Source organism: Peribacillus sp. NJ4 (assembly GCF_030348345.1).
Lineage (GTDB): Bacteria > Bacillota > Bacilli > Bacillales > DSM-1321 > Peribacillus.
The window spans coordinates 3053064-3079150 of sequence record NZ_JAUCFQ010000001.1 but is presented as its reverse complement, the minus strand read 5'-3'; the positions used below and the strand labels follow the sequence as shown (position 1 = coordinate 3079150).

Genomic DNA, 26087 nt, shown 5'->3' with positions numbered 1-26087 from the left:
TCATTTTTTTCATTCTAATTCTTTAACTGATTCAGAAATGATTTTTTCAGTCAAAAGTGAATGATGGATAACCCATATGGAACCCATACATTTGGTTTTTACAATTCAATAATGAATTCACAGTACTGGGAATAGGCGGTTGGACAGTGTGTTACTTATGGCACGGCACTTGCATTCATAATAGGAAATTAAATCTATCTACGGAAGAACCTGTAGAAAGTGCGAGGTGAAAGGGGTGAACGATCCAGACGATTACCGTGGGAAAACTGTTATTCAGAGAAGAAGGAATCAGTGGCTATCCCTAAAAACAGAATATGCATTTCAGATTATCGTATCGCCTGCGATTCATTAGGCAGAAAGAAGGAGGACTTAAAAACGTTAGGTGCATGTACTGAAATAAGTAGTCATTATAAATGAAAGCGCTAACAAGAGCCCAAGTGGTGTTATCCTCTACTCCTAAGTTATATCTGTAGGCGGAGAGAATAGGGAAATAAACAGTGCCTATCTAATTGATCGATGATTGAGTTACTGCTCCTCCCCGAGAGGTTGAGCCAGTGAGGAATAAGTGAAAGTGTTTTTCGTCGCAGATGTGTGCTTTCAAAATATGAACAGGAATGTGGGCCAGGGAATGAACATAGGAGCAAAGTGAAATTCAATAATTATCAGGGAGGAAGTAAATGGATATTTTGATCCAGCAGCTTTTTAATGGTTTGACGATTGGCAGCGTATATAGTCTTGTTGCCCTGGGATTGACGCTAGTATATGGAATTTTGCATATCCCGAACTTTGCCCACGGTGCCCTATATATGTTGGGTGGATATATCACGCTGTCAATGATGACATTATATGGGGTCAATTACTGGATTGCCATGTTTGTATCCGTTATCGTTGTTGGTTTATTGGGAGTCCTTTTGGAACGTTTCGTGTTCCGTCTGTTAAGGGAGGCACCTCCATTGCACGATAAGATAGCAGCAATCGGCATTCTCCTTTTTCTTGAAGCTTTTGCCCAATTTGTCTGGGGTGCAGACTTCCATACAATGACTTCTCCATACGGCCAAGTCGTCAACTTCATGGGCTTGACGTTCACACTACAGCGGTTATTGATCATCGTGTCAGCTATCGCAGTAATGGTTTTACTTTACCTTTTCCTTAAGAAAACTTATACCGGGTCAACGATAATAGCGATGTCCCAAAGCCGTGAAGGTGCGTCATTAGTGGGAATCAACATTAATAAAGTCGCGATGCTGACCTTCATGATATCGGGTGGATTAGCTGCCATCGCTTCATCCCTTGCATCACCGATTAACCTTGTTTTTCCCGGCATGGGGCATTTAGTCATCCTAAAAGCATTCGTCATTATCATCTTGGGCGGGATGGGGAGCATCCCGGGGGCGATCGTAGGCGGATATATCCTAGGTTTCAGTGAGAGCCTGGGCGCAACTTATATTTCAAATGACTATAAGGACATCATCGCATTCATTCTTTTAGTCGTGATATTAACCGTGAAACCAACAGGTCTTTTTGCCAAGGGGGAGAGGTAGCGTGAAGATTTTAACGAAAAGAAATGGAATCATCGCTCTTATCATCTTTGCTTTTTCATTCCCCTTTATCGCGCAAAACGACTATTATCTCCATATGCTGACACTTTCGTTCATCTGGGCGATAGCTGTTTATGGGATCAATTTACTGTCAGGATATACTGGATATCTCTCGCTTGCACATGCTGGATTTTTTGCCATTGGAGCATATTCACTTGGCCTGCTGACGGTAAAAGCGGGAATGAACTTTTGGTTGGCACTTGTAACGGCATGTTTAATCACATGTGCAATTGGGTTTTTAATCGGATTGATAGCGTTGAGGACAAAGGAACACTTTTTCGCGATTTATACCCTATGTGTTGGTTACATCATATATCTGGTCATCGATAAATGGGAGGGGCTTACAGAAGGGGTTAGGGGATTGATCGGTATCCCTGCTCCTGGAAATATAGGTTCAATCGCATTTGATACTGCAGCATCACAATATTATTTGGTCCTCATTTTCCTGCTTGCAGTGATTTTGATCGTGTATCGAATTATCCGCTCGTTGACCGGCAGGACGTATATGGCCATCAGGAACAGCGAGGACCTTGCACAAACGATAGGCATATCCACAATGAAGAATAAGTTAACCGCATTTGTCCTATCCACATTCTTTGCAGGTTTAGCAGGTGCCTTGTATGCTTCATTCATTCGCTTCATTGGACCTGATATCGGATCAACTGCCATAATGTTCGATCTATTGATGTATTTATTGGTTGGTGGAATCGGGACACTCTCTGGTCCATTGGTGGGTACATTACTATTAGTGATCCTTTCGCAGAATCTGCAATTCCTTCAAGAATATCGAATGTTGATATTCGGACCATTGCTTACGATAATCATCATCTTTTATCCGCGTGGAATCGCAGGGGCCATCTTTGATTGGCAAAACAAGCGAAAAGTTAATAAGCGGTCCAAGGTGAGGAACGAAATTCACATGAAAGCGGAGGAGGGATGAGTTTGCTTATCGAAACGAGGAATTTGACAAAGCGGTTTGGTGGATTAGCGGCGGTCAATAATGTGGATTTTATGATTGAAAAAGGAAGAATCAATGCAATAATCGGACCGAATGGTGCAGGAAAATCAACTTTTTTCAACTTGATCAGTGGCTTTCATCGCCCAACTTCAGGTACGGTCCTTTTTAAAGGGATAGATATCACCAAACTTCCAGCGAATGAAATTGCAGGGCTTGGAATTTCAAGGACCTTTCAAACGACAAGCCTTTTTGATCAATCGACCGTCTTGGATAATGTCATTGTCGGGCATAGGCTGCGAACCAAATCCAATTTGGTTGATGCCATTCTAAGAACAAACCGTTTAAAACGAGAGGAAGCGGCATGCAGGGATAAGGCAATGGAGGTGCTTGATATTGTTGGATTGACGCAATCTGCTGACAGAATGGTCTCCAGCATCTCGCAGGAGGAAAAGAAACGGACAGCCATTGCCCTTGCCCTTGCAACGGAACCGGAAATTATCTTTCTCGATGAACCTGCTGCGGGAATCAACCCGGATGAAACGGAAGGTTTGACAGAACTGATTAAAAAATTAAATCGATCAGGACTGACCATTTGTTTAATCGAGCACAAAATGCATATGATCATGAACTTGGCAGATCAAATCATGGTCCTTAATTATGGAGAAAAAATTGCCGAGGGCACACCTAAGGAGATCCGCGGAAATGAAGCGGTGATTAAAGCCTATTTGGGAGGTAGTGCCAGTGCTTAAGTTAACCGATGTCGCCGTGAATTATGGGAGTTTCACTGCGATAAAACATGTGAATATCGAAGTTGCCAAGGGAGAAATTGTAGTTTTGTTAGGAGCTAATGGGGCAGGGAAAAGCACGACTTTTCGTTCCATAAGCGGTATCAGTAAGCTGTCCAAGGGGGAAATTCATTTTCAGGGCATGCCCATAGGGGGCCGTGCCCCGGATAAGAATGTTTTGGAGGGAATAGTCCAGTGTGCCGAGGGACGTAAACTATTTCCACAGATGACCGTCCAGGAAAACCTGAGGATGGGTGCCTATGTGCATCGAAAGAAAAAGGCGGAGATCAAGGATTCCTTGGAATACGTCTATCATTTATTCCCGATTTTAAAAGAAAAGCATCATGATGAAGCGGGAAGCCTGAGCGGAGGTCAACAGCAAATGCTGGCAATTGGAAGGGCCTTGATGTCGAAACCCAAATTGTTGATGCTTGATGAGCCTTCGGTGGGACTGGCTCCACTTATTGTCGAACAGATGTTTCAAGTCATTGAAGAAATAAACCGGGAAGGAATCACGATCCTGCTTGCGGAACAAAACGCGAATGCTGCCCTTAGCATTGCAGATAAAGGATATGTTTTTGAAAATGGGGAAATTGTCGTTCAAGGGACAGCCAGTGATTTATTAGCCAATGATGAAGTAAGGAAAGCATATATTGGAGCCTGAAAAATTGAATGGGGGATTTTTATGAAAAAATTGAAAGTAATATTTGTCTTCATGCTGCTAATGATCACTGTATTGGCTGGGTGCAATAAAGGGGATAGCACTGTGTCTAGCAGTGGCGGTAAAGGTAAAAGTGAAAATGTCGTTAACATTGGTTTTAGCGGTCCATTAAGCGGGGCAGCAGCGCTATATGGGAAAAGGACATTGAATGGTGTCGAAATGGCCGTCAATGAAATTAACGATGCTGGTGGTTTTGAAGTGGATGGTAAGAAATACACATTGAATTTGGTATCATTGGATGATAAATACTTACCAAATGAAACAGGTGCGAATGCAAAACGTCTAATTCAGGAACATGATACGCCGATTATTTTCACGCCTCATAGCGGAGGTGTGTTGGCACTGCAGGTTTTTAATGAACAAGAGGAATTCATCATTGGTGCTTATACGAGTGAACCGACAGTGACCGAGAGTGGAAATTCATTAACCGTTCGAATTCCGCCGAATTACGAAGGGTATATCGAACCTTTTACAACTTACGCAATGGAAAATTTCGGCAAGAAAATAGCCGCTTTACCTACTTCCTCCCAATATGGTAAAGACTGGACGGAAGCCGTTCTCCCACATTGGGAAAAGCAAGGCGGTAAAGTCGTTTATAATTCGTCGATCGATTTCGCCAAAGAAACCGATTTCTTCACGATCGTTACCAATGCCTTGAAAAAAGACCCTGATGTTCTATTTATCGGTGGTGCTTCGGAACCTACGGCAAAAGTAGCGAAGCAAGCTCGGGAGCTAGGTTTTAAAGGCGGTTTCATCATCATGGATCAAGCAAAGCTAGATCAAATGAAGCCGATTGCCGGTTCATATGAAACATTGGAAGGCTCGATTGGCGTTCTTCCACTGATGGATTCGGATGAAGAAGCAGTTCCCGCATTCGTTAAGAAATATCAAAAGAATTATAAGGAAGATCCAAGTTCCGAAGTAGGTTTGAATTATATCGCCATGTATGCCTTTGTTGAAGCTATGGAATCTGCAGGCAGTGTGGATGATGCGAAGGCTATCCGTAAACATATGCAGGATGGTCTTTCAAATATAGGGCCAGATCAAAAAATATATGATATTCCCTCAATTGATGAAAATGGAGGATTTGCATCAACTATTGTCGTCGGCGCTGTCGAAGACGGGAAAGTTGTCCCCGTCCGTTAACTGGGTCAGGGGTAGCAGGCATCCCGAGTCCTGTGAGTAAACTAGTTTAGCATTTTGTTATAATACTTATGCGTGTATCGTACCCAAGTTTGGGAACGGTACACGTTTTTTTATTGACGGAAAAATCAGGAGTGCAATATTACAAAACTAGAGGTTTCTATGGGTAAATCATTACACGCAGAAGGCGGCTATAGATGCATCCATTTCCCCGGGATGTAATGAAATTTTATTTGATTCCAAATAAGGAGATTGCCTGTGTGGGGTATGTTAAGGGGATGAATAATGTGAATTTTACAAAAATATCTTGTGTCAAAGTAATGAAACCGCTATCATTGAATATAATATGAAATATAATTTCATTATTTACTATTAAATTTTGAAATTATATTTAAGCAATAGGAGGATTTGATTGTCTATGGAAGAACATCTGCGTTCGTTAACGACTGAATTACGGAACGAAGGGACGATGAATATCGATAGTGTAAATACGATGGAAATCATTTCAGCAATCAATAAAGAAGATTCAAAGGTGGCAGCAGCGGTACAGGAGGTTTTGCCAGAAATAAAAACGGTAGTTGAATGGGCTTACGAATCGTTAAAAAAAGGTGGGAGACTTATATACATCGGAGCGGGAACGAGCGGAAGACTCGGTGTTCTGGATGCCGTGGAATGTCCACCTACTTTCAGTACCCCGCCTGAAAGGGTGCTGGGAATTATTGCAGGAGGGGAAAAGGCATTTGTTCGGGCTGTTGAAGGAGCGGAGGATAAAGAAGAGTTTGGGGAATCTGATTTAATTGACGTGAACCTTACAGCAAATGATACGGTTATTGGCATTGCGGCAAGCGGCCGTACCCCGTATGTGAGGGGCGCTTTACGTTATGCAAGGAAAGTTGGGGCTAAAGCGGTGGCTTTATCATGCAATAAAAACGCGAGTATCACAGAATCAGCTGATATAGGGATTGAAGTGGTGGTCGGACCGGAAGTGTTAACAGGATCCACGAGAATGAAAGCGGCAACCGCACATAAAATGGTACTCAATATGATTTCAACAGCAACCATGATCCGCTTGGGAAAAGTCTATGAAAATCTGATGGTTGATGTAAATGTCAGTAATCAAAAACTGAAGGACCGTGCGATAAGCATCATAGAAACTGTAACGAATGCTGACTATGATCAAGCTTTGAATACGCTTGAGAAGGCAAATAATCAAGTTAAACCAGCGATTGTCATGATAAAAACGGCAACAGATTATCAAAAAGCAATCGAGTTACTGGAAAAGGCTGATGGAGATGTCAGAAAAGCCATCTCGATCCATAAAGATTAAGGAGGGAAACAATGGCTACAGGAGGATTATCCATCATACAGACGATGTTGAGCAAGCTGCCGCAATCAGAACAAAAACTAGCAGAATATATTCTACAGAATCCTCATGAAGTTGTGAACAGCACTGTACAGGAATTGAGTACGTCTGCCCAAACTAGCGGGGCTGCTGTTATTAGGTTGTGTAAATCGCTTGGAATAAAGGGGTTTCAAGATCTGAAAATAAGGATTGCTGGAGATTTGATGAAGACTGTAGAACAGGGTTACCGGGATATCGAGCCTTCCGAATCTCTGTATCGGATTGTTGAGAAAACGACGAGTAATTCGATTCAGACCATTCGGGACACATCTGAAATAATCGATCATGATAATCTCAAACGGGCTATAACGCTGATGCTGAACGCTAAAACCGTCCACTTTTGCGGAGTGGGTGCTTCGAATATAGTTGCTGCCGATGCTCAGCAAAAATTACTTCGCATCAATAAAGGGGCAACGGCTTTTACAGATATGCATTTAGTTGCAACCCTGATTGCCAATGCAGATGAAAATGACATCGTTTTTGCCATTTCATTCTCCGGGGAAACACCAGAAGTTGTCAATATACTGAAGCTGGCAAAAGAACGTGGGGTAAAAACGATCGGGCTGACTCATTTTGGTCAAACAACGGTATCTTCTTTGTGTGATGCGACACTGCATACATCCTTTTCGAATGAAGCACCGTTTCGAAGTGCAGCGACATCCTCACGATTGGCGCAGTTATATATGATTGACATTTTGTTTTTGGGGATGGCTTCAGAGCAATATGAAGAGACTGTCCAATATATTGATAACACCAGGTCTGCCATTAAATCGATGACAGATCGATATAAATGAATATTACGAGATTTGACAAAGGGGGTTTTTGAATGGGTAAGGGGGATAAGTACGCCAGTTTAGCAGAAGAGATATTGGGGAAATTGGGTGGGGCATCTAATGTTGCCGATGCTGCACATTGTATGACCAGACTAAGGGTACTGCCAATCGATCGTTCGAAAGTAAACATGGAAGATATAAAGAATATGGAAGGCGTTTTTGGCGTCATTGAAGAGGAAACGATACAAATCGTCCTCGGGCCAGGCGTGGTGAACAAGGTTCATACAGAATTTGAAAAGCTTCTGGAGTCTTCCGGCGGTTTGAACTTAAAAGAAGTGGCCTCGAAGAACAAATCCGAGAATGATAGGAAAAACGCCAAACCTTTTAAACTTTTTTTACGCAGGATTGCAAGCATTTTCATCCCTTTAATTCCCGCGTTAGTGGCATCAGGTTTGATTACCGGTATTACAAAAGCGATCGTTCAAGCGGGCTGGCTTGCAGCAGAGTCGCAATTAGCCATCATTTTAACCGTTATCGGGTCAGGGCTCTTTGCCTATTTGGGGATTTTGGTTGGGACCAATGCGGCAAAGGAATACGGCGGATCACCTGCACTTGGTGCAGTAGCGGGTATCTTGGTCATCAATCCGGCAGTCGGCGACATTTCATTGTTCGGTGAAAATTTACTTCCTGGCCGCGGTGGGTTGATAGGAGTCCTTTTTGCTGCTATCTTCATAGCCTTGGTGGAAAAACAGGTCAGGAAATTCATTCCGCAATCACTGGATATCATTTTGACGCCAACCATCGCTTTACTCATTACCGGGATTGTCACTTACATTGTTTTTATGCCGGTAGGAGGGTTTTTATCGGATGCCATTACGACAGGGTTATTGAATATATTGGATATCGGCGGTGTTGTAGCAGGATTCGTGCTTGGTGCGGCATTCCTACCTCTTGTCATTACTGGTTTACATCAAGGTTTAACGCCTGTTCATTTAGAATTGATCAATTCGATTGGAGATGATCCACTGCTACCCATTTTGGCAATGGGAGGTGCAGGGCAAGTAGGAGCGGCATTTGCCATCTATATGAAAACGAAGAAAGCTAGTTTAAAGAGAGCAATCGGCGGAGGTCTTCCTTCAGGGATGCTTGGTATCGGCGAACCGCTTATATTTGGAGTGACGCTGCCACTGGGCCGGCCTTTCTTAACCGCCTGTTTAGGTGCAGGAGTAGGTGGGGCATTCCAAGCTCAATTCGGAATCGCAACGTCGTCAATCGGTGTTTCTGGACTGCCGCTTACCTTTTTAGTGCATCCAAACCAAATCGGACTGTTCCTCGTAGGGTTGTTTATTTCCTATATAGCAGGATTTGTTTTTACGTATTTGTTTGGATTTAAAGATGAAATGGCAGTAGAATTCAAGTGATTGGAATCTCTTTTTATTTACAGGATCCACATGCAGAAGCACAAATTATCCATGCCGCCAACCTAGGAGTGAAGAGGGCATTTACCTCGCTTCATATTCCTGAAGAAAAGGGTGACCTCGTAAAGAGGATGATCAAGCTTTTAAAGCTTTCAGAGTCCTATGGAATGGAAATCCATGCAGATGTATCATTAAACACGCTTGATCATTTGGGGATTAGCAAACTTGAGGATTTATGGCCATTAGGGATTAAAGGTATTCGCCTTGATGATGGGTTTGATCAAGAAGCGGTTACATCTTTATCTAAGGTGTTTTCCCTCTCACTGAATGCAAGTACGTGGAATGAAGATGAACTTCTAGCCGTGCTTGGGAGCGGGGTGGAACCGGAAAGTTTGATAGCATGGCACAACTTTTATCCAAGGCGTGAAACGGGACTTGAGGAAGAATTCTTTCATGTGCAAAATCGTATGTTCAAGAAATACGGCATACCGATCTTTGCTTTCATCCCGGGTGCTGGGAGTAAACGCGGCCCACTGCATGAGGGCCTTCCAACGCTTGAAAAACACAGGTTGATGAATCCATATGCTGCCGGTGTTGAGCTGTTTCAGCATGTGGAGGGAGTTTTCGTTGGAGATCAAGGAACGGAGAATAATTTGCTTGAGAATCTAATTACCTATAAAAGTCTAAATATTCTATCTATTAGAGCGAAATCCCGACTCTTGCAAAGCGGTCAGTTTAAATTGAGGCCAGATGTTTCTCAAGATGTTTTCCGGCTGCAAAATACCCGAGTCACAGTAAATGTTGAACCGAGTAATACTGTTGCACGCACCCTTGGATCCATAACGATGGACAATGATGGATACGGTCGATATCGGGGAGAGGTTCAAATTTGCAGAAGAGACCTGGAGGCAAGTCATCGGGTCAATGTGATAGGGCGAATTATAGAAGAAGATATTCCCTTGCTGTCCCTTCTAAAGCCTGGTCAATCCATAGAACTGAGGTGTGAATGACCTTTTGAGCTGTAACGAACAATGATACTGGGGTAAACGGATATATTTCAAGAAGGCTTGTTAAAAGAAGGCGGCTGATGGGGTTTCCGGATGCTGCCTTGATTTCTTTTTAGGACCTAAATAGCTCAATTCCATTCATTTTCATCCTTTCATGGTAATGGATATGGAAGTGTTGCTAACAGAACTTAAAAGTATACAAGGGAGGAAGCCTAAATGATAAAAAGGATATGTGCCCCTGCTGGAATCGCATTATTCTTGGTTTTATCCAGTCTGGGAGGGAATGCGACAGCAAAAGGATCAGAGAATGAAAAATCAGTATCGGATATTCAGGAAATCGTAGAAAACATGACAATCGATGAAAAAGTCGGTCAAATGCTCATGCCGGATTTTCGCAATTGGCAAAAACAAGGAGAAGCGAAGGCTACAGGGTTTACTGAAATGAACTCAGAAGTTGCAAGCATCATCAAAAAATATCATCTAGGCGGTGTGATTCTGTTTGCTGAGAATGTAGTCGGTACCGAACAAACGGTTCGGCTCACGGATGGTTTGCAGATGGCAAGCCCAGACCTTCCGCTGTTCATAACGATTGATCAGGAGGGGGGGATCGTAACTCGCCTTCAAACTGGAACGAACCTTCCTGGTAACATGGCTCTTGGTGCAGCCAGAAATGAATATTACGCTTATCAAACGGGAGAGATCATTGGAAAGGAACTTTCGTCACTTGGCATAAATGTCAATTTCGGGCCGTCTGTCGATGTCAATAATAATCCCGGAAATCCTGTTATTGGCGTTCGCTCCTTCAGTTCTGATCAGGAACTGGTATCAAAGCTTGGCATTCAGACGATAAAAGGATTGCAAAATCAGAACATGATAGCAACGACCAAGCATTTCCCTGGCCACGGAGATACAGCAGTCGATAGTCATTATGGTCTCCCCCTTGTTTCTCATGATAAAGAACGTTTGCGTTCCATCGAGTTGGTTCCTTTCCAAAGGGCCATCGATGCTGGAGTTGATATGATGATGACTGCGCATGTTCAATTTCCTGCATTCGATGACACTACGTATATCAGTAAACAAGACGGTCAAGAAATTATGGTTCCTGCAACGTTGTCACATAAGGTCATCACGGGTCTATTACGTGAAGAAATGGGTTTTGATGGTGTCGTGGTTACAGATGCTTTGAATATGAAAGCCATCGCGGACAACTTCGGACAGGAAGAAGCTGTTGTCCTTGCCCTGAAGTCTGGTGTTGATATTGCATTGATGCCTGCACAGGTTAATTCGCTTCAAATGGAAAAGAATTTAACCTCTGTATTCCATGCAGTGAAGGAAGCAGTGGAAAGCGGGGAAATTCCTCAAGGTCAAGTCAATCAATCCGTAACAAGGATACTTGAACTGAAAGTGAAAAGAGGGATATTAAATCCTGATGAAACTCCGGTCGATAAAAAAATCGAAACCGCGTTTAAAGTGGTCGGGAATGAAGATCATTTGAAAAAAGAAAGGAAAATCGCGGAAGATGCCATCACCCTATTGAAAAATGAAAACAAAACATTGCCTTTCAAACCTAAGAAAAATGATAAAGTTTTAGTTCTTGCCCCTTTTGATGATCAAGTTGAATCCATGTCAAGGAGCATCCTAGAATTAGCTGATAAAAAGAAAATAAAGAAAGTCCAAATAACGGGTATGAGTTTTTCAGGAAAGTCATTTACAGATGAAGTGGCTAAACTAATCGATGAATCGGATTTTGTCATAACCGGTTCCTATGTTGTCAAAAACGATCCGGCTGTAAATGATGGAGTGATCGATGATAGCATTCAAGATTCGTCGAAGTGGGCAACAGCCTTCCCAAGAGCGATCATGAACCATGCTAATAAGAAGGACAAAGAATTTGTTTTAATGAGTTTAAGAAACCCGTATGATGTTGCAAACTTTGAAGAAGCGAAAGCGGTTCTTGCTGTTTACGGGTTCAAAGGTTATTCGAATGGGCGTTATAGACAGCCGAATATCCCGGCAGGCATCTCGACCATTTTTGGAGAATCAAAGCCTAAAGGCAAGTTGCCGGTCGATATACCATCAGTGACTAAGCCCTCTGAAAGGCTTTATAAATTTGGATATGGATTAGATATTAAATCAGGAAGACCCATAAAAAAATAGGGAGGGAAGCAATTTGAAAAGAATGATTATCTTATTTACCATTTGCATGCTTTCTTTCGGCATCGTTTCCTCAAAAAGTGTAACCGCTGTTAAAGAGAAGAAAAAACAAAAAGTCAATCCCGGTATTGAAGTCCTTTTAAAAGAAGAAAAGGACGTGTTAAGCAGAAAGAAAGTCGGTTTGATCACGAATCCAACTGGCATCGATTCTAAATTAACCAGCATCGTAGATTTACTTCATGATGATCCGGATATTAATTTGACAGCGTTATTCGGTCCTGAACATGGAGTCCGAGGAGATGCGCAAGCAGGTGCAAGCGTTGAATATTATATTGATGAAAAAACAGGGTTGCCCGTTTATAGCTTATATGGCAAAACGAAAAAACCGACGCCCGAAATGTTAAAAGATGTTGAGGTCCTTGTCTTTGATATCCAAGATGTCGGAACACGCTATTACACGTATATCTACACGATGGCTTATGCAATGGAAGCAGCCAAAGAAAATGATATCCCCTTCATCGTGCTGGACCGGCCGAACCCACAAGGCGGGGAGTCGGTAGATGGACCGGTGCTTGAACCTGAATTCTCATCGTTTGTTGGTTTGTACCCAATACCGCTTAAGCATGGGATGACTGTTGGGGAACTCGCGACTTTGTTCAATAAGGAATTTAAAATTGGTGCAGATCTAAAGGTCATCAAGATGAAAGGCTGGAAGCGAGATATGGATTATGACGATACTGGGCTTCCTTTTGTCTTGCCGTCACCGAATATGCCGACAGTCTCTACTACATTCGTATATCCGGCTACAGGCTTGATCGAGGGAACGAATGTCTCGGAAGGCAGAGGAACGACTAAACCATTCGAGTTGATTGGTGCTCCTTATATAAACGGTGATGAGCTTGCTGGGAAATTAAATGCTCTTCGTTTACCTGGTGTAAAATTCAGGGCAGCCTCTTTTACACCTATGTTTTCAAAGCATGCAGGTAAACTTAGCCACGGAGTGGAAATTTATATAACGGATAGAGAGGAATTCAAGGCTGTCCCTACTGGACTTCACATCATCAAGACCATTCAGGACCTATATCCTGGTGATTTCGAATTCCTTGCAGCCAACAATTTCAATTTATTGATTGGAAATGGCTGGGTAAGGTCCAGAATTGAAGAAGGTTCTTCAGTAAATGAAATTATGAAAGAATATCAAGAAAAGCAAGATGCTTTTAAAAAGGTTCGCAAAAATTACTTACTCTATAAATAAGTGGTGAAAAAGGATAAGTCCATTTGGACTTTTCTTTTTTTTTGAACATTAGAAGGAGGAGTAAATCGCTAAGACTTTTTTCCTTAATATAGTCAATTTATTAATGAAATGAGGTTCTAAAATGGAAGGAACCGTTGTCTAATAGAATATGGGGTTTGCCCTAAATCAGCAATTGTAAGGAGGAAAGCGGAATGAAAAAATATCTTCAAAAAATTGGACGTTCCTTGATGCTGCCAGTAGCCGTATTACCGGCAGCCGCCATTTTAATGGGGATCGGTTATTGGATAGACCCAGCAGGATGGGGAGCGGAAAGTCCGTTAGCGGCTTTCTTAATCAAAGCAGGGTCTTCCATCATTGACAATATGGCTATCTTGTTTGCTGTTGGAGTGGCGTTTGGGATGTCGAAAGGAAAAGATGGAGCCGCCGCTTTGAGCGGGCTGGTAGCCTATCTAGTCGTAACGACATTGCTTTCCACGGACTCGGTAGCGATGCTGCAGGGAATTGATGTAAAAGATGTAAACCCAGCATTTGAGAAAATAGAAAATGCATTTGTCGGAATCCTCTCGGGTCTTATAGCGGCAGCTATGTTTAATCGGTTCAGTAAGGTCGAACTGCCGGATGCATTCGCTTTCTTTAGCGGTAAACGCCTTGTCCCAATCCTTACGGCGGTTGCCATGTTACTGGTTTCTCTTATATTATTCTTCGTTTGGCCACTCATCTACTCCTGGTTAGTAATATTTGGGGAAGGAATAAGTGAATTAGGTGCTGCTGGAGCAGGACTCTATGGATTCTTCAATCGGCTTTTGATACCAACAGGTTTACATCATGCGTTAAACTCCGTATTCTGGTTTGATGTAATAGGACTTAACGATATCGGTAAATTCTGGGCTGGAACGGGAATAAAAGGAACCACGGGTATGTATCAAGCCGGATTCTTTCCCGTCATGATGTTCGGTTTACCGGCTGCGGCTCTTGCCATGTACCATACGGCAAAATCACGGAAGAAAAAACAAGTGGCTTCATTAATGCTTGCAGCCGGTTTCGCTTCATTTTTCACAGGCGTCACTGAACCGTTGGAATTTGCTTTCATGTTTGTTGCACCAGCCCTTTTTGTTGTGCATGCCTTATTAACAGGAATCTCGTTAGCTATTGCTGCGACTTTCCAATGGACAGCAGGGTTCGGTTTTAGTGCAGGATTCATTGACTTTGTTTTAAGTTCAAGATTGCCAATGGCAAATGAACCTTATATGCTACTTCTTCAAGGACTGGCTTTTGCTGTCATCTACTATTTCTTATTCCGATTCTTGATAACAAGGTTCAATTTAATGACTCCCGGCAGGGAAGATGATACAGAAGATGAGCTTGATGGTGAAGGAGTGATTGCAGAGGCGGACAATAGTCAAGGCGGGAATAATGAGAGTAAATTCTTTAGGATGGCTTCTGTTATTTATGAGGGATTAGGCGGAGACGCCAACGTAACATCTGTAGATAACTGCGTTACCCGATTAAGGGTTGAGGTGGAGAATATGGGAGCTGTCGATCAAAATAAAATCAAATCAACAGGGGTTGCAGGAATCAATATCGTGGGTCCCCAAAGCATTCAAGTCATCGTAGGGACACAGGTACAATTCATAGCAGATGAAATTGAAAAAATCCGACGGCAATAGGTCGGGATAAACTGCATATTGGCTTCCAATTCCCCCTTTAATACAACTGTTTGCTTAATGTAAATGGGATGGATACACTAACTCTACGATTAGTTTTAAGTTTCCTTATCATTCTGATCGTAGAGATTTTTATGATAACGTACTGTTTCATAGGTACCAATCAATCGATGTGAATTAAACAATTCCTAATATTAGATTTATCTTATTAATCTCTGCTTTTAAATTAGAATAAAACGAATCAATGTTCTATAATATATAAGGGTATTAATAAAGGATTTGCAATGAAGCTTGGAGAATTACTAAATGAAGCTCGTCCGCATTCATTTGAATAGTAAGGATTTCATCGATAATGTAGGCTGTAGCTGTATACATAAAGACAACCGCAAAGAACACGATCGTATAGGGTACTTCGTTTTGAGCAAAGGATATCTTTGAATTTTTCTACCTTTTAGTATAGGAGAGGTTCCGATCATGTATAAACAAAAAACCAAAGAAACTGACAGTAGTGTCATTGAGTTCATTGAGAACGTCGATAATCCTAAAAAGCGTGAAGATGCATATCAATTATTGGATGTTTTTGCCAAGACGACAGGTTATGAGGCAAAGATGTGGGGACCGAGCATCATTGGATTCGGTATCTATCATTATAAATATGAATCTGGTCACGAAGGCGACGCGCCTCTGGTTGGCTTTTCACCCCGAAAAGCAAAAATCAGTTTATATTTTTCTCCGGGTGACAAAAAAAGGGAAGAATTGTTACAGGCATTTGGAAAACATACTTCTGGAAAAGGGTGTGTGTACATTAATAAAGTGGCAGATATCGAAATTGATGTTTTGAAAGAATTGATTAATCAGTCTGTCAAGTTTTTGAGAGAAAAGTATCCGAACAATGAAGTGAAATAAAGCGTGTTTCAGAGAAGAAAGAAAGCGAGAGGGAACCGAAAATGAGAAAAATTAAAGTGGGTTTAGTTGGGTATGGATTATCGGGCGCTACATTTCACGCGCCATTACTAAGTGTTTTAGGGCAATTTCAAATAGTGAAAGTTGTCAGCTCCCAAAAGGAAAAAGTCCTAAAAGATTTGAAGGATGTGGAAGTGGTAGGCACCTTGGAGGAAATTCTTGTAGACTCGTCAATCGATTTGGCCGTTATTACGACACCGAGTGGTTTACATTATGAAATGGCCAAGCAAAGCTTGTTAGCCGGGAAGCATGTCATCCTTGAAAAGCCGATGGTAGTGGAAGCCTGGGAGGCAGAGGAGCTCATTAAGATTGCAGAGGAAAAGAATCTGCTCTTAAGTGTCTATCATAACAGGAGATGGGATAATGACTTTTTGACCGTGAAAAAACTTATGGATGATGGAGTGCTTGGGGAAATCAATACATACCAAGTCCATTATGATCGGTTCAGGCCGATGGTCAGGGATAGATGGAGGGAAAAACCAGGCCCGGGGTCAGGTATCCTATTTGATCTAGGTTCACATCTCATCGATCAAGCCTTGCATTTGTTTGGGGTGCCGCAGTTCGTTTGGGCAGATGTATTTTCGCAAAAAGAAAATGCAGAAACTGATGATTATTTCCATGTGATATTAGGATATGAAAAGCTGAGAGTTATATTGCATTCAGGCTCAATCGTCCCGTCTAATGGACCGCGTTTTCAAGTTCATGGAAGTAAAGGATCATTTATAAAGTCCGGTAATGATTGCCAAGAGGCTGATCTAAGTGATGGTAAAAAACCGATTGATGACTCTTGGGGTGCAGATGCTCCTGAATTTTATGGTAAGCTGGTTACGGTTGAAGGAGAAAACGAGACACAAGAAACCATTGAAACACTGCATGGTTCTTATTTAACGTATTACCAGGCAGTTGCCGATAGTATATTGAGCGGAAAAAAAGCTCCAGTCACTGCCCAAGAGGGACTATCCGTCATTAAAATCATTGATGCGGCTTTTGAAAGCAGTAAATTGAAGAAAGCCGTTTATATTAAATGAAATTAATTTTCCCCTTATAACAATTTGAAATGAGAAGAACTATTAGCGGCTTTAACCTCTTTCAAGAGGAAAAAGGCCGCTTTTTATTATGGTCAAATGTATGATTTCCTGGTTTATTAGGGAAATCATTAACTTAAGGAACATATGAAGCATTTACTCGTGAATTCGGAGCAAATACTCGTGAATTCGAACGTTACGCAAGATTTCGAGCTGTAAATGCATAAGTTTGGCTCCAATATTCGGTAGAAGGTAGCATTTACTCGTGAATTCGAACGTTACGCAAGATTTCGAGCTGTAAATGCATAAGTTTGGCCCAAATATTCGGTAAAAGGTAGCATTTACTCGTGAATTTGAGCCATTTACTCGTGAATTTGGATCAAATACTCGTGAAATTCGTACATTTACTCGTGAATTCGAAGCAAATACTTGTGAATTCGAACGTATTACTCGTGATTAAACTGTAATGAAGGATCTCGATTACAAGAGGAAAGGATATAAAAATCCTAATGAAAAACCCCAAATAGCGCTGCTACTCGGGGTTTTCATCATGCTATAAAACTTGAAATGCCTTTTTGAGTTCTAGGATAATGCCTTTGCATGAAGAGATCGTTTTTGCCAAGCCATGGTAATCATCAAAGTAATGATTAAGAGGAAAAGGCCCAACATGAACGGATAGGTGATGTGGACATCATACATCATTCCAGCAAGTGTGGGTCCAAGCACATTTCCGATGCTCATATACGCATTATTCATACCCATTGCAAATCCCTGCTGATTCCCTGCCATTTTGGAAATCAGTGTGTTAAGAACTGGCCGTAAAATGGAAGTGGAAAGGAAGATAATAAGTGAGATTAAAAAGAAAATCAGGTAACTTGAAGCAAAAAGTGATAGAAGGAAACCTATGGCTGCAACACTGATAAAGATATTCAGCACATTCACTTCCCCAAAACGCCGGACAATCCGGTCGACGACAAACAATTGTACGATTACACTGACGATACCTGTTGCTGTAACCATGACGGCGATGTCCTTAGGACTTGAGTTGAATTGATTATCAAGATAAAGTCCAATTACAGACTCATATGCCATTAACCCAAAGCTCATTACAAGAGTAATGATGAGTGGAATGAAATAGGGCATTTTCACGGATAAGGCAATCTTCCGAACCATTGTTTCAGTTTCAGCATCCATGGATTGAGTAACTTGTGCCGTTTCGCTTTCTTTTAATACAAAAATCGAAAATACCACTGCTGATAGGGAGACCAGTGCAGAAATCAAAAAGGGAAACTTCAGGCCAAAGTCAGCTAAAAACCCTCCAATTCCTGGACCGACTACAATTCCTAGGGACATAGCGGCAGATACTAAACTATTGCCTTTAGCGCGTTGATCAAATGTGGTGATGTCAGCTACATAAGCAAATATTGCGGGTATAAGCAAAGCGGCTCCAATCCCACCGATGATACGCGACGCATACAATAACCAAATGGAATTGACTGCATAAAAAATAAACATGGATAATGTCAAACCGACCAATCCATAAATAATCATTTTTCTGCGCCCGAATTGGTCAGTCCATTTTCCGGCAATTGGCGAAAAGATAAGTTGTGCACCTGCGAAAATGGCGATCATTAGGCCAGCGGCGGTTCCGCCTTGATTAATGGAGGCCAGGTATGCTGGTAAAATGGGAATGATGATACCGAAACTTCCTATTGCTATAAACATATTGATCATGAGGATTATGATCTTTTTACGTTGCTCTGCTGACATGGACAGCCTCTCTCTCTCTTTAAAAATCAATAACCATTTTAATTCGCATGGTTAATTTTTTGATACGTTAATTATGTTATAGTTTTAGATAGATAGTTGTCAATAAGAAAGGATTGTCAAACATGCATTCAAGTGAATTGTATAATTTACATATAGAGATTAAAGAACTAAGCAGCCTCTCACAGGAAATGGTGGAACCGTTATTAGTTAAATACGATTTAACTTCTGTACAGTACCGTGCATTGCAATTAATAGTCTTAAATGAATCCATAGCTGTTAAAAATGTTTCGAATCATTTGAAGATTAAACCTGCAGCAGGAACTGCGCTAATTGACCGGCTTGAACGGAAGGATTTGATCGAAAGGGTACACAGCAAGGATGATCGGCGGGTCGTTTTTATCCAATCAACCGAAAGTGGAAAGGAAACCTACCATTCCATCAATAAGTGTTTCGCCAAAATCTTTCGTGATTTTTATAGCGTCTTAAATGAAGAGGAAACGGAAAGGCTTAAACAAATCGTTGGGAAACTGACCGAACATGTGTCGTCACGTATAGATAATAAAATATAGTCTTCTTGGAGGGGAGGGGTTCCCTTATATATAGAAAGAAAAAGCACTATATTGATTTTCACGCTGGCCATTTTTATATATTTGAGCAATGAATTCCACTATAACTTCATTGTTTTTAGGTGATTATTTATCAGAATGATTAATTAATCATAAATGTTCCTAAACTTTATTTCATTGTGTTCCTTAAATGCCCAACGATGTAATCTGTTCACCACATACACATTCCCCGTAGTCTAATTTCAGCAAATTCAATAATTCTTAAAATGATGTCAGAAATCCATTAAAGAAGATATGATGATGGGAAATTGAATATGTATCAAAAGATTAAGATGTTTTTTTTATGGGAAATGCAAATGGTTCATGAGAAATTGAAAAATGATACACTCAAACAAACTGGTGTGTAGTTCTATAAGAAGATAAAAAGGTCGATTCCTTATCGTAGAGGAAATCGACTTTTTAGGTTGGAATTCTCTTAGCGGATAAACTTTCCGAAAAGGCGGTATAGCATTGTTGTTACCATTCGTTTTAGAGATGTTCAAGTAATATCGCTTACTAGGACTAAAAGCGCAGGAATTAAGGAAATGGAGCAACAAAATCCTGGAAATGGGTTAGAGTATGGTGCGAATTTTAGGAATTAGTTGGTATATTTCTTTTGAAATGGCACGATTCATGCATATTATTTTTACATATATATCTAACAATTATTTATGGAGGAGGAAAAGAATAGGAAACTGATAGAAGAACAATTATTGAAAAACATTTATTTGAGTACCTTATCATGTTCTATGTAATTTAGGTTTAATTTCTCAACATTGGATACCTTTAGCCCCTTGTTTATAAAACATATTGGCTGGGTTTAAATGTAAGAAAATTAATCCCGATTTATATGGGCAAGGTAATGCAATTAAACTTAAAAAAGTTAGGAGATTTTTAGTATGAAAATACCAGTGGAAAATATAGTAGAGTTAACTGTAGAACATCAATTCTTACAGGCTTACCCTATATTGAGTCAGTTACGAACTGATTTGACTTTAAAGGAATATCTACAATTATTAAATGATATGCGTAAGGAGGGTAAACAGTTATTTGCTTTATATCATGATACAAGCATCGTAGCTTTAGCGGGTATTAGCTGGCGTGAAGATTTATATAATGAACGCTATGTGTTTGTACAAGATTTGGTTACTGATGTAAATCATCGTCCTAGTGGCCTTGGATATAATCTGCTTAGTTATATACATAATTGGGCAAAAGAAAATGGTGCTGAATATATTTCGTTGGAATCGTGAATTCGGCGCGTTTTTTAGGAGGCTAGTACCTATTAGGTGCAGCCTTTTTTTTTCGTACAAAACAAGTTAAAGGGATCCAAATGAAAAATGAAATGAGTCAGGAAGAATACTATGCACCTATTCAAAGGGGGAGGTGCCCTGCTGGAATTAATGATTGGAATTATCCTATGAATAAATGCATAAATTGCCAATATACGCATAATTTTGACTGAACCTTTATTTAATTGTACCGTATTACCTAATAAATTTAATGATTAATTTTTTTGTAATACTTTATATATTTAAATTTTAAGAGCAATTACTTAGGTAGGCTTATCTCAGTCTGAATACTGGCAGGTAGATTAATCAACGAGGGCTTCTAAATGAAAGATTCGATTTAGTGTAATAAATATAAGTTATTTTAGATAAACTTGGTTTTTTACCACTAGCATAGACTGATACGTGGTAAGCGTGTTTTCCGGAATGATATGCTGCAATTAAATTATTTGGACTGCCAGCGAGTGCGGATGCCAGTGCAGTAGCTACTCCTGCTGGTGCTGTGGGACCACCTGCAAACACAAGAGTACTTACGATGCTTAACCATGTTGTTCCCTTTTGATAAGCCTTTACCATCTTTCCTAATTGGGCATTTGTTAGTTTAGCTGGATGAGCAATAGGTTTGCTCATTTCAATAATGCTTGCAGTTGGTTGTATTTGTACAAAATCTTCACTAATTAAATTGACTTCTACGATTGGGTTTACTGCTGTTGATGAAGGTGTTAATTTAATTTTCTCTTCTGTGAATGCATTAGGAACATTAGAGACCACCAATAAACTTGTTATTAGTATTGAAAATAAGGACTTTTTCTTCATTTAATAACACTCCCTTTGTATTTTTTTTGAATATTGGATATAATTTGATACTATATAACTATATAAGGGAGGTCAAGATAAATATGGAAATAAAGGAAAAAAAAATTAAATCAGTTAAAATTGTACTTATCTCTACTTGTATAGGTTTAATAATAAGGATGTTTTCAGTAATTATAGCTGATCAAAAAGTATTTTCTATTTATAACATAGACATATTAATTTTAATTTTAGCCATAATTGGATTAATCATATTTTTGAATAAAAGGAAAAAAATAAGATAAAATTAATAATGTATTTAGAATAAAATGTTGCAATGCTCTCTATATCCTAAAGTATCTAGAGGTTATCTTTATTTAGTAGGGTAACCGACTGGAATGCTATTTTTGTATTCCCATAGGACCTATGATTTTTTGAAATTTAGGATTTTGGAACATCTGTTACATTAATTGTCTTTTTGTATAAATCCGTGAAAAAATAAAAGGTGGGAAGAAAAACAGATTGTTTTTCTTCCCACCTTTTATTTCATTGGACAGTCCCGTAATTGTTTAAAAGACCCCCAAACTAGATCACACTATAAGGAACAAATTAACAATAATGACAAAAGAAGAATAATAAATGATTTATGTATTCTGTAAATTCAAACCAAACATTATAACGTTATATTGATTAGTTCGGCAAAATATGATAATCTATTTTTGTAAAGAGAAATGAAATGAATTCTCACACAATTCAGTGTAACCGTATACAAAGTCCTTGCAATCGATAGGATGTACCGAAAAGGATGAGAGAAATGACAGATACGTTAGTTCTGAAGAATGTAAAGATGTTAGAGGGATATGCAGCTGATATCATACTGGAAAATGGGATGATTAAAGAAATCGCACTTCCCGGAACTGCAATAGGAGATAAGGTAATAGATTATGATCAAAAAGTATTTGTTTCCAGCGGATGGATCGATATGCATGTACATGCTTTTCCGGAATTCGATCCTTATGGTGATGATGTTGATGAGATTGGATACAAAACTGGTGTAACAACGGTCATTGATGCGGGAAGCACGGGGGCAGATAGGATATCTGATTTGGTTAGCAGTTGTGAAAATTCCAAAACGAATGTTTTCGCCTTTCTGAATATTTCGCGGATTGGATTGAAAAGGATTGATGAGTTATCGGATATTTCATGGCTGGACGAAGGGGAAATCAGGAAGGCACTTTCCAAGTACGGGGATTTTGTCGTTGGACTTAAAGCGAGAATAAGTAAAAGTGTGGTTGGTCCAAATGGTATCGAACCATTGAAAATCGCTCGGAAGTTCTCGGCTGAAACTGATTTACCATTAATGGTTCATATCGGTTCAGGGCCGCCTGATATTAAGGAAGTCCTTGATTTACTTGAGGAAAAGGACATTATTACACATTTCTTAAATGGTAAAGCGAATAATTTATTTGATGAAAGAGAAGAGCCACTGCCTGAGTTCAGTAAGGCGATTGAACGTGGAGTTCATTTGGATGTAGGTCATGGAACGGCAAGCTTTTCTTTTAAAACGGCAGAAACGGCGAAAAAGCGGGGAATCCGCTTCAATACGATCAGTACGGATATCTATCGGAAAAACAGAGAGAATGGCCCAGTTTTTAATATGGCACATGTGCTTACAAAATTTTTGTATCTGGGCTATCCATTAAAAGAAGTAATAGATGCCGTCACGGTCAATGCAGCATCATGGTTGCATAAACCAGAGCTAGGCAGGATTTCAGCTGGGGATATTGCTAACTTAACCTTATTCTCAATTGAGGATGAGCCGACGCTTTTATTGGATTCCGATGACGAAAAAAGAATGGCAGAAAAAAGAGTTGTCGTAAAAGGAGTGGTTATAAATGGAGAGTACATTGAATGCTAAATACGGTTTGAAAAGAGTCATCAATGCAAGCGGAAGAATGAGCATATTGGGGGTTTCTGCTCCAACGGATACAGTGATGGACGCGATGAAAAAAGGTGGACAAAATTATGTTGAAATTTCTGATTTAGTGGATAAGTCAGGCCAGCATATAGCGAATTTACTTCAGTCTGAAGCAGCTGTCGTCGTAAACTCGGCATCAAGTGGTATCGCCCTTTCAGTAGCGGCGATCGTTACTGAAGGAAACAGAAGAAAAAGCGAAAGGCTTCATCAAGAACCGATTAAAAAGAATGAAATCATCATGCTGAAGGGCCATAACGTTCAGTATGGTGCACCGGTTGAAACCATGATTTACCTGGGTGGCGGAAAATTGGTTGAAGTTGGTTATGCAAACGAAGGGAAAGCGGAACATATTGCGGATGCCATTAATGAAAATACTTCCGCCATTTTATACGTGAAATCACATCATGCCGTTCAGAAAAATATGATATCTGTCGAAGAAGCATGGGAAGTGGCCAAAACGAATAATATCCCTCTGATTGTCGATGCAGCAGCGGAGGAAGACTTGGAGAAATATGTACAATTTGCCGACTTGGCGATTTATAGTGGATCAAAAGCCATTGAAGGACCGACATCCGGTATCGTAGCTGGCAGAAAAAAATATATCGAATGGTTAAAGGTTCAATTGCACTGTATCGGAAGGAGCATGAAGGTCGGCAAAGAAACTACCTTTGGGCTGCTTCAGGCATTGGATGAGTATTTTGTCAAAACGGATAATAGTGAAAAAGAAAAAGCTAGTTTACAAGTTCTCGCTTCACTTGACTCCATTGATGGCGTAAAAGTAACGATTGTTCAGGATGAAGCGGGTCGTGCCATATATAGGGCACGTATTTCCATTGATCCTTTGATTACGGAAACAACGGCGAAGGAAGTGAACGAGCAGCTCAGAAATGGGGATATAGCCATTTATACACGTGATTATGGGATACGGCAAGGCTTTTTCGATATAGATCCACGTCCATTGCAAGGTGATGATATAAACGTCATTGAAGCTCAATTAAGAACCATTTTAGGAGGAAAACAAGGATGACAAACATAAACAAACGGTTATTGAATGATCGTGTAGCCTTAAATGTACTAGCAAATAGTGTAGAAAATGCAGTGGAAGTCTTTGAAGCAGCGGAAGGCCATGTATTGGTTGGTGTACTCTCAAAGGATTATCCAACTGTGGAAGCTGGTGTTACAGCAATGAAAGAATACGGGGAAGCCATTGATGAGGCCGTTTCTATAGGATTGGGCGCGGGCGATAATAGACAGGCAGCAGTTGTCGCAGAAATTGCAAAATACTATCCAGGCAGTCATATTAATCAGGTTTTTCCGGCTGTAGGTGCTACAAGGGCCAATTTAGGTAAGAAGGATAGCTGGATAAATTCACTTGTTTCTCCAACGGGGAAAGTCGGTTATGTGAATATTTCCACTGGTCCTGTAAGTGCAGGTGCAAGTGAAACGGCCATTGTGCCTATCAAAGCTGCCATTGCGCTGGTTCGCGATATGGGCGGAAATGCATTGAAATACTTCCCGATGAAAGGCCTGAAGCATGAAGGTGAGTATCGTGCTGTGGCAAAGGCTTGTGGTGAAGAGGGATTTGCTTTGGAACCAACAGGCGGAATCGATTTAAATAATTTCGAGACCATACTGGAAATCGCATTGGAAGCAAAAGTGCCTAAAGTCATTCCCCATGTCTATTCTTCCATCATCGATGAAGAAACTGGAAAAACGAATGGGGAGGATGTACGGAAATTATTAGCCATAACAAAAAAATTGGTTGAAAAACATGCCTAAAAGGATTGTGGCATTCGGGGAAGTAATGATGCGTTTGCAGGTACCAGGGTATGAATTGCTATCACAGGCTAACACTCTGCAATACTCCTTTTCAGGCACGGGGGTAAACGTTGCTTCTGCGATGACCAAGCTTGGACATGATGGATATCTTGTTACAAAATTACCGGATAACCCCCTTGGGGATTCAGCGGTTTCAGCTTTGCAGCGCTTAGGAATTGGACGGAACTTCATCTCTAGAGGTGGAAAATACTTGGGGATGTATTTTTTGGAAAATGGTTTTGGACAGCGGGCGAGCCGTGTCACATATTCCAATCGACTGGAAAGCAGTTTTAATACAGCATACTCTTCCGATTATGATATGGATATGATTTCGGAAAATGCGGATATCATCCATTTTTGCGGAATCACGCTGGCCATGGCGGAAAATGTACGGGAAAGTATGAAGGTGCTGGCTAGAAAAGTCAAAGAAAAAGGCGGTACAGTTTGTTTCGATTGCAATTACCGCCCCTCTTTATGGGAGGGTGGTTACGCTGACGCAAAGCCTCATTATGAAGAAATGCTTTCTTTGGCTGATATCGTCATGATGAATGAAAAAGACGCGCTATATATTTTAGGAATGAAGTCAGAAGGCTCCACAAGGGAAGGGCAGCTTGTTGAGTTGATCCCAGAAGTAGCAGAGACATTCAATATTCAATCGATAGCGGGGACACATCGTTCGATCAACAGCGATAATACCCATAAGTTGAGGGGATATATATATAAGGAAGGAACATTTTACTTTTCCGATATTCTATCATTTTCCGTATATGATAGAATAGGTTCAGGAGATGCCTATACCAGCGGAATCTTACATGGTGAATTACTGGGATATTCCCCTGAAAAGACAGTTCGGTTTGCGGCTGTATCAGGAATGCTGGCATGTACTGTCGTTGGAGATACTCCTTTGGCAACCGAAAAGGAGATACTCTCGGCGATGGAAGGTAAAATGGAAGATATTAAGAGATAAAA

22 protein-coding genes are annotated in these 26087 nt (G+C 40.6%); 20 read left to right on the top strand and 2 right to left on the bottom strand.

Annotated elements, in window-relative coordinates:
* The first annotated feature begins 677 nt into the window (after positions 1-677).
* From QUF94_RS15305 to QUF94_RS15240, 14 genes are all read left to right on the top strand, one after another.
* Positions 678-1541 carry a branched-chain amino acid ABC transporter permease gene (locus tag QUF94_RS15305; RefSeq protein WP_289316610.1) on the top strand — a complete coding sequence of 288 codons (864 nt, stop codon included), beginning with the start codon at positions 678-680 and terminating at the stop codon, positions 1539-1541.
* A 1-nt stretch (position 1542) separates the two neighbouring features.
* Positions 1543-2538, top strand: a complete 996-nt coding sequence (locus QUF94_RS15300) for a branched-chain amino acid ABC transporter permease (protein WP_483313660.1) — start codon at positions 1543-1545, stop codon at positions 2536-2538.
* Positions 2539-2540: 2 nt separating this feature from the next.
* The gene (locus QUF94_RS15295) at positions 2541-3305 is read left to right on the top strand and encodes an ABC transporter ATP-binding protein (RefSeq protein ID WP_289316609.1); all 765 of its coding nucleotides are present in this window, start codon (positions 2541-2543) and stop codon (positions 3303-3305) included.
* The gene (locus QUF94_RS15290) at positions 3298-4005 is read left to right on the top strand and encodes an ABC transporter ATP-binding protein (RefSeq protein ID WP_289316608.1); all 708 of its coding nucleotides are present in this window, start codon (positions 3298-3300) and stop codon (positions 4003-4005) included. Before QUF94_RS15295 ends, QUF94_RS15290 begins: the two co-directional genes overlap by 8 nt.
* A gap of 21 nt (positions 4006-4026) precedes the next feature.
* Complete coding sequence (locus tag QUF94_RS15285) at positions 4027-5208, top strand: ABC transporter substrate-binding protein (protein WP_289316607.1); 1182 nt, start codon at positions 4027-4029, stop codon at positions 5206-5208.
* 415 nt (positions 5209-5623) lie between these two features.
* A complete protein-coding gene (gene murQ, locus QUF94_RS15280; protein WP_289318395.1) occupies positions 5624-6532 on the top strand; it encodes an N-acetylmuramic acid 6-phosphate etherase in 909 nt (302 codons plus the stop codon).
* Between the two features lie 11 nt (positions 6533-6543).
* A complete protein-coding gene (locus tag QUF94_RS15275; RefSeq protein ID WP_289316606.1) occupies positions 6544-7401 on the top strand; it encodes a MurR/RpiR family transcriptional regulator in 858 nt (285 codons plus the stop codon).
* 32 nt (positions 7402-7433) lie between these two features.
* On the top strand, positions 7434-8801 hold the full coding sequence (locus tag QUF94_RS15270) for a PTS transporter subunit EIIC (RefSeq protein WP_289316605.1): 1368 nt from the start codon (positions 7434-7436) through the stop codon (positions 8799-8801).
* The gene (locus tag QUF94_RS15265) at positions 8798-9808 is read left to right on the top strand and encodes a MupG family TIM beta-alpha barrel fold protein (protein WP_289316604.1); all 1011 of its coding nucleotides are present in this window, start codon (positions 8798-8800) and stop codon (positions 9806-9808) included. The genes QUF94_RS15270 and QUF94_RS15265 overlap by 4 nt, the downstream gene beginning before the upstream one ends.
* Before the next feature lie 213 nt (positions 9809-10021).
* Positions 10022-11962, top strand: a complete 1941-nt coding sequence (locus QUF94_RS15260) for a glycoside hydrolase family 3 protein (RefSeq protein ID WP_289316603.1) — start codon at positions 10022-10024, stop codon at positions 11960-11962.
* A 13-nt stretch (positions 11963-11975) separates the two neighbouring features.
* Complete coding sequence (locus QUF94_RS15255) at positions 11976-13214, top strand: exo-beta-N-acetylmuramidase NamZ family protein (RefSeq protein WP_483313659.1); 1239 nt, start codon at positions 11976-11978, stop codon at positions 13212-13214.
* 191 nt (positions 13215-13405) lie between these two features.
* Positions 13406-14881, top strand: coding sequence for an N-acetylglucosamine-specific PTS transporter subunit IIBC (gene nagE, locus QUF94_RS15250; protein WP_289316602.1), 1476 nt, complete (start codon positions 13406-13408; stop codon positions 14879-14881).
* 471 nt (positions 14882-15352) lie between these two features.
* On the top strand, positions 15353-15784 hold the full coding sequence (locus tag QUF94_RS15245; protein ID WP_289316601.1) for a DUF1801 domain-containing protein: 432 nt from the start codon (positions 15353-15355) through the stop codon (positions 15782-15784).
* 41 nt (positions 15785-15825) lie between these two features.
* The gene (locus QUF94_RS15240) at positions 15826-16869 is read left to right on the top strand and encodes an oxidoreductase (RefSeq protein WP_289316600.1); all 1044 of its coding nucleotides are present in this window, start codon (positions 15826-15828) and stop codon (positions 16867-16869) included.
* A gap of 579 nt (positions 16870-17448) precedes the next feature.
* Here QUF94_RS15240 and QUF94_RS15235 read toward each other — a convergent pair.
* On the bottom strand, positions 17449-18636 hold the full coding sequence (locus tag QUF94_RS15235) for an MFS transporter (RefSeq protein ID WP_289316599.1): 1188 nt from the start codon (positions 18634-18636) through the stop codon (positions 17449-17451).
* 122 nt (positions 18637-18758) lie between these two features.
* Between QUF94_RS15235 and QUF94_RS15230 the strand changes: the two genes are divergently transcribed.
* Together QUF94_RS15230 and QUF94_RS15225 are read left to right on the top strand one after the other, a co-directional pair.
* Entirely contained in the window at positions 18759-19205 is a 447-nt protein-coding gene (locus QUF94_RS15230; protein ID WP_289316598.1) for a MarR family winged helix-turn-helix transcriptional regulator, read from the top strand.
* Positions 19206-20140: 935 nt separating this feature from the next.
* A complete protein-coding gene (locus QUF94_RS15225) occupies positions 20141-20494 on the top strand; it encodes a GNAT family N-acetyltransferase (protein ID WP_289316597.1) in 354 nt (117 codons plus the stop codon).
* A gap of 345 nt (positions 20495-20839) precedes the next feature.
* On the opposite strand, the gene QUF94_RS15220 is transcribed toward QUF94_RS15225, so the two are convergent.
* The gene (locus QUF94_RS15220) at positions 20840-21346 is read right to left on the bottom strand and encodes a hypothetical protein (protein WP_289316596.1); all 507 of its coding nucleotides are present in this window, start codon (positions 21344-21346) and stop codon (positions 20840-20842) included.
* A gap of 790 nt (positions 21347-22136) precedes the next feature.
* Between QUF94_RS15220 and QUF94_RS15215 the strand changes: the two genes are divergently transcribed.
* The 4 genes from QUF94_RS15215 to QUF94_RS15200 are packed head-to-tail and all read left to right on the top strand — an operon-like array spanning position 22137 to position 26085.
* Positions 22137-23240, top strand: a complete 1104-nt coding sequence (locus QUF94_RS15215) for an amidohydrolase/deacetylase family metallohydrolase (RefSeq protein WP_289316595.1) — start codon at positions 22137-22139, stop codon at positions 23238-23240.
* Positions 23218-24327, top strand: a complete 1110-nt coding sequence (locus QUF94_RS15210; RefSeq protein WP_289316594.1) for a DgaE family pyridoxal phosphate-dependent ammonia lyase — start codon at positions 23218-23220, stop codon at positions 24325-24327. Before QUF94_RS15215 ends, QUF94_RS15210 begins: the two co-directional genes overlap by 23 nt.
* Entirely contained in the window at positions 24324-25079 is a 756-nt protein-coding gene (gene dagF, locus QUF94_RS15205; protein WP_289316593.1) for a 2-dehydro-3-deoxy-phosphogluconate aldolase, read from the top strand. Before QUF94_RS15210 ends, dagF begins: the two co-directional genes overlap by 4 nt.
* A complete protein-coding gene (locus tag QUF94_RS15200; protein WP_289316592.1) occupies positions 25072-26085 on the top strand; it encodes a sugar kinase in 1014 nt (337 codons plus the stop codon). Before dagF ends, QUF94_RS15200 begins: the two co-directional genes overlap by 8 nt.
* Positions 26086-26087: the final 2 nt, after the last annotated feature.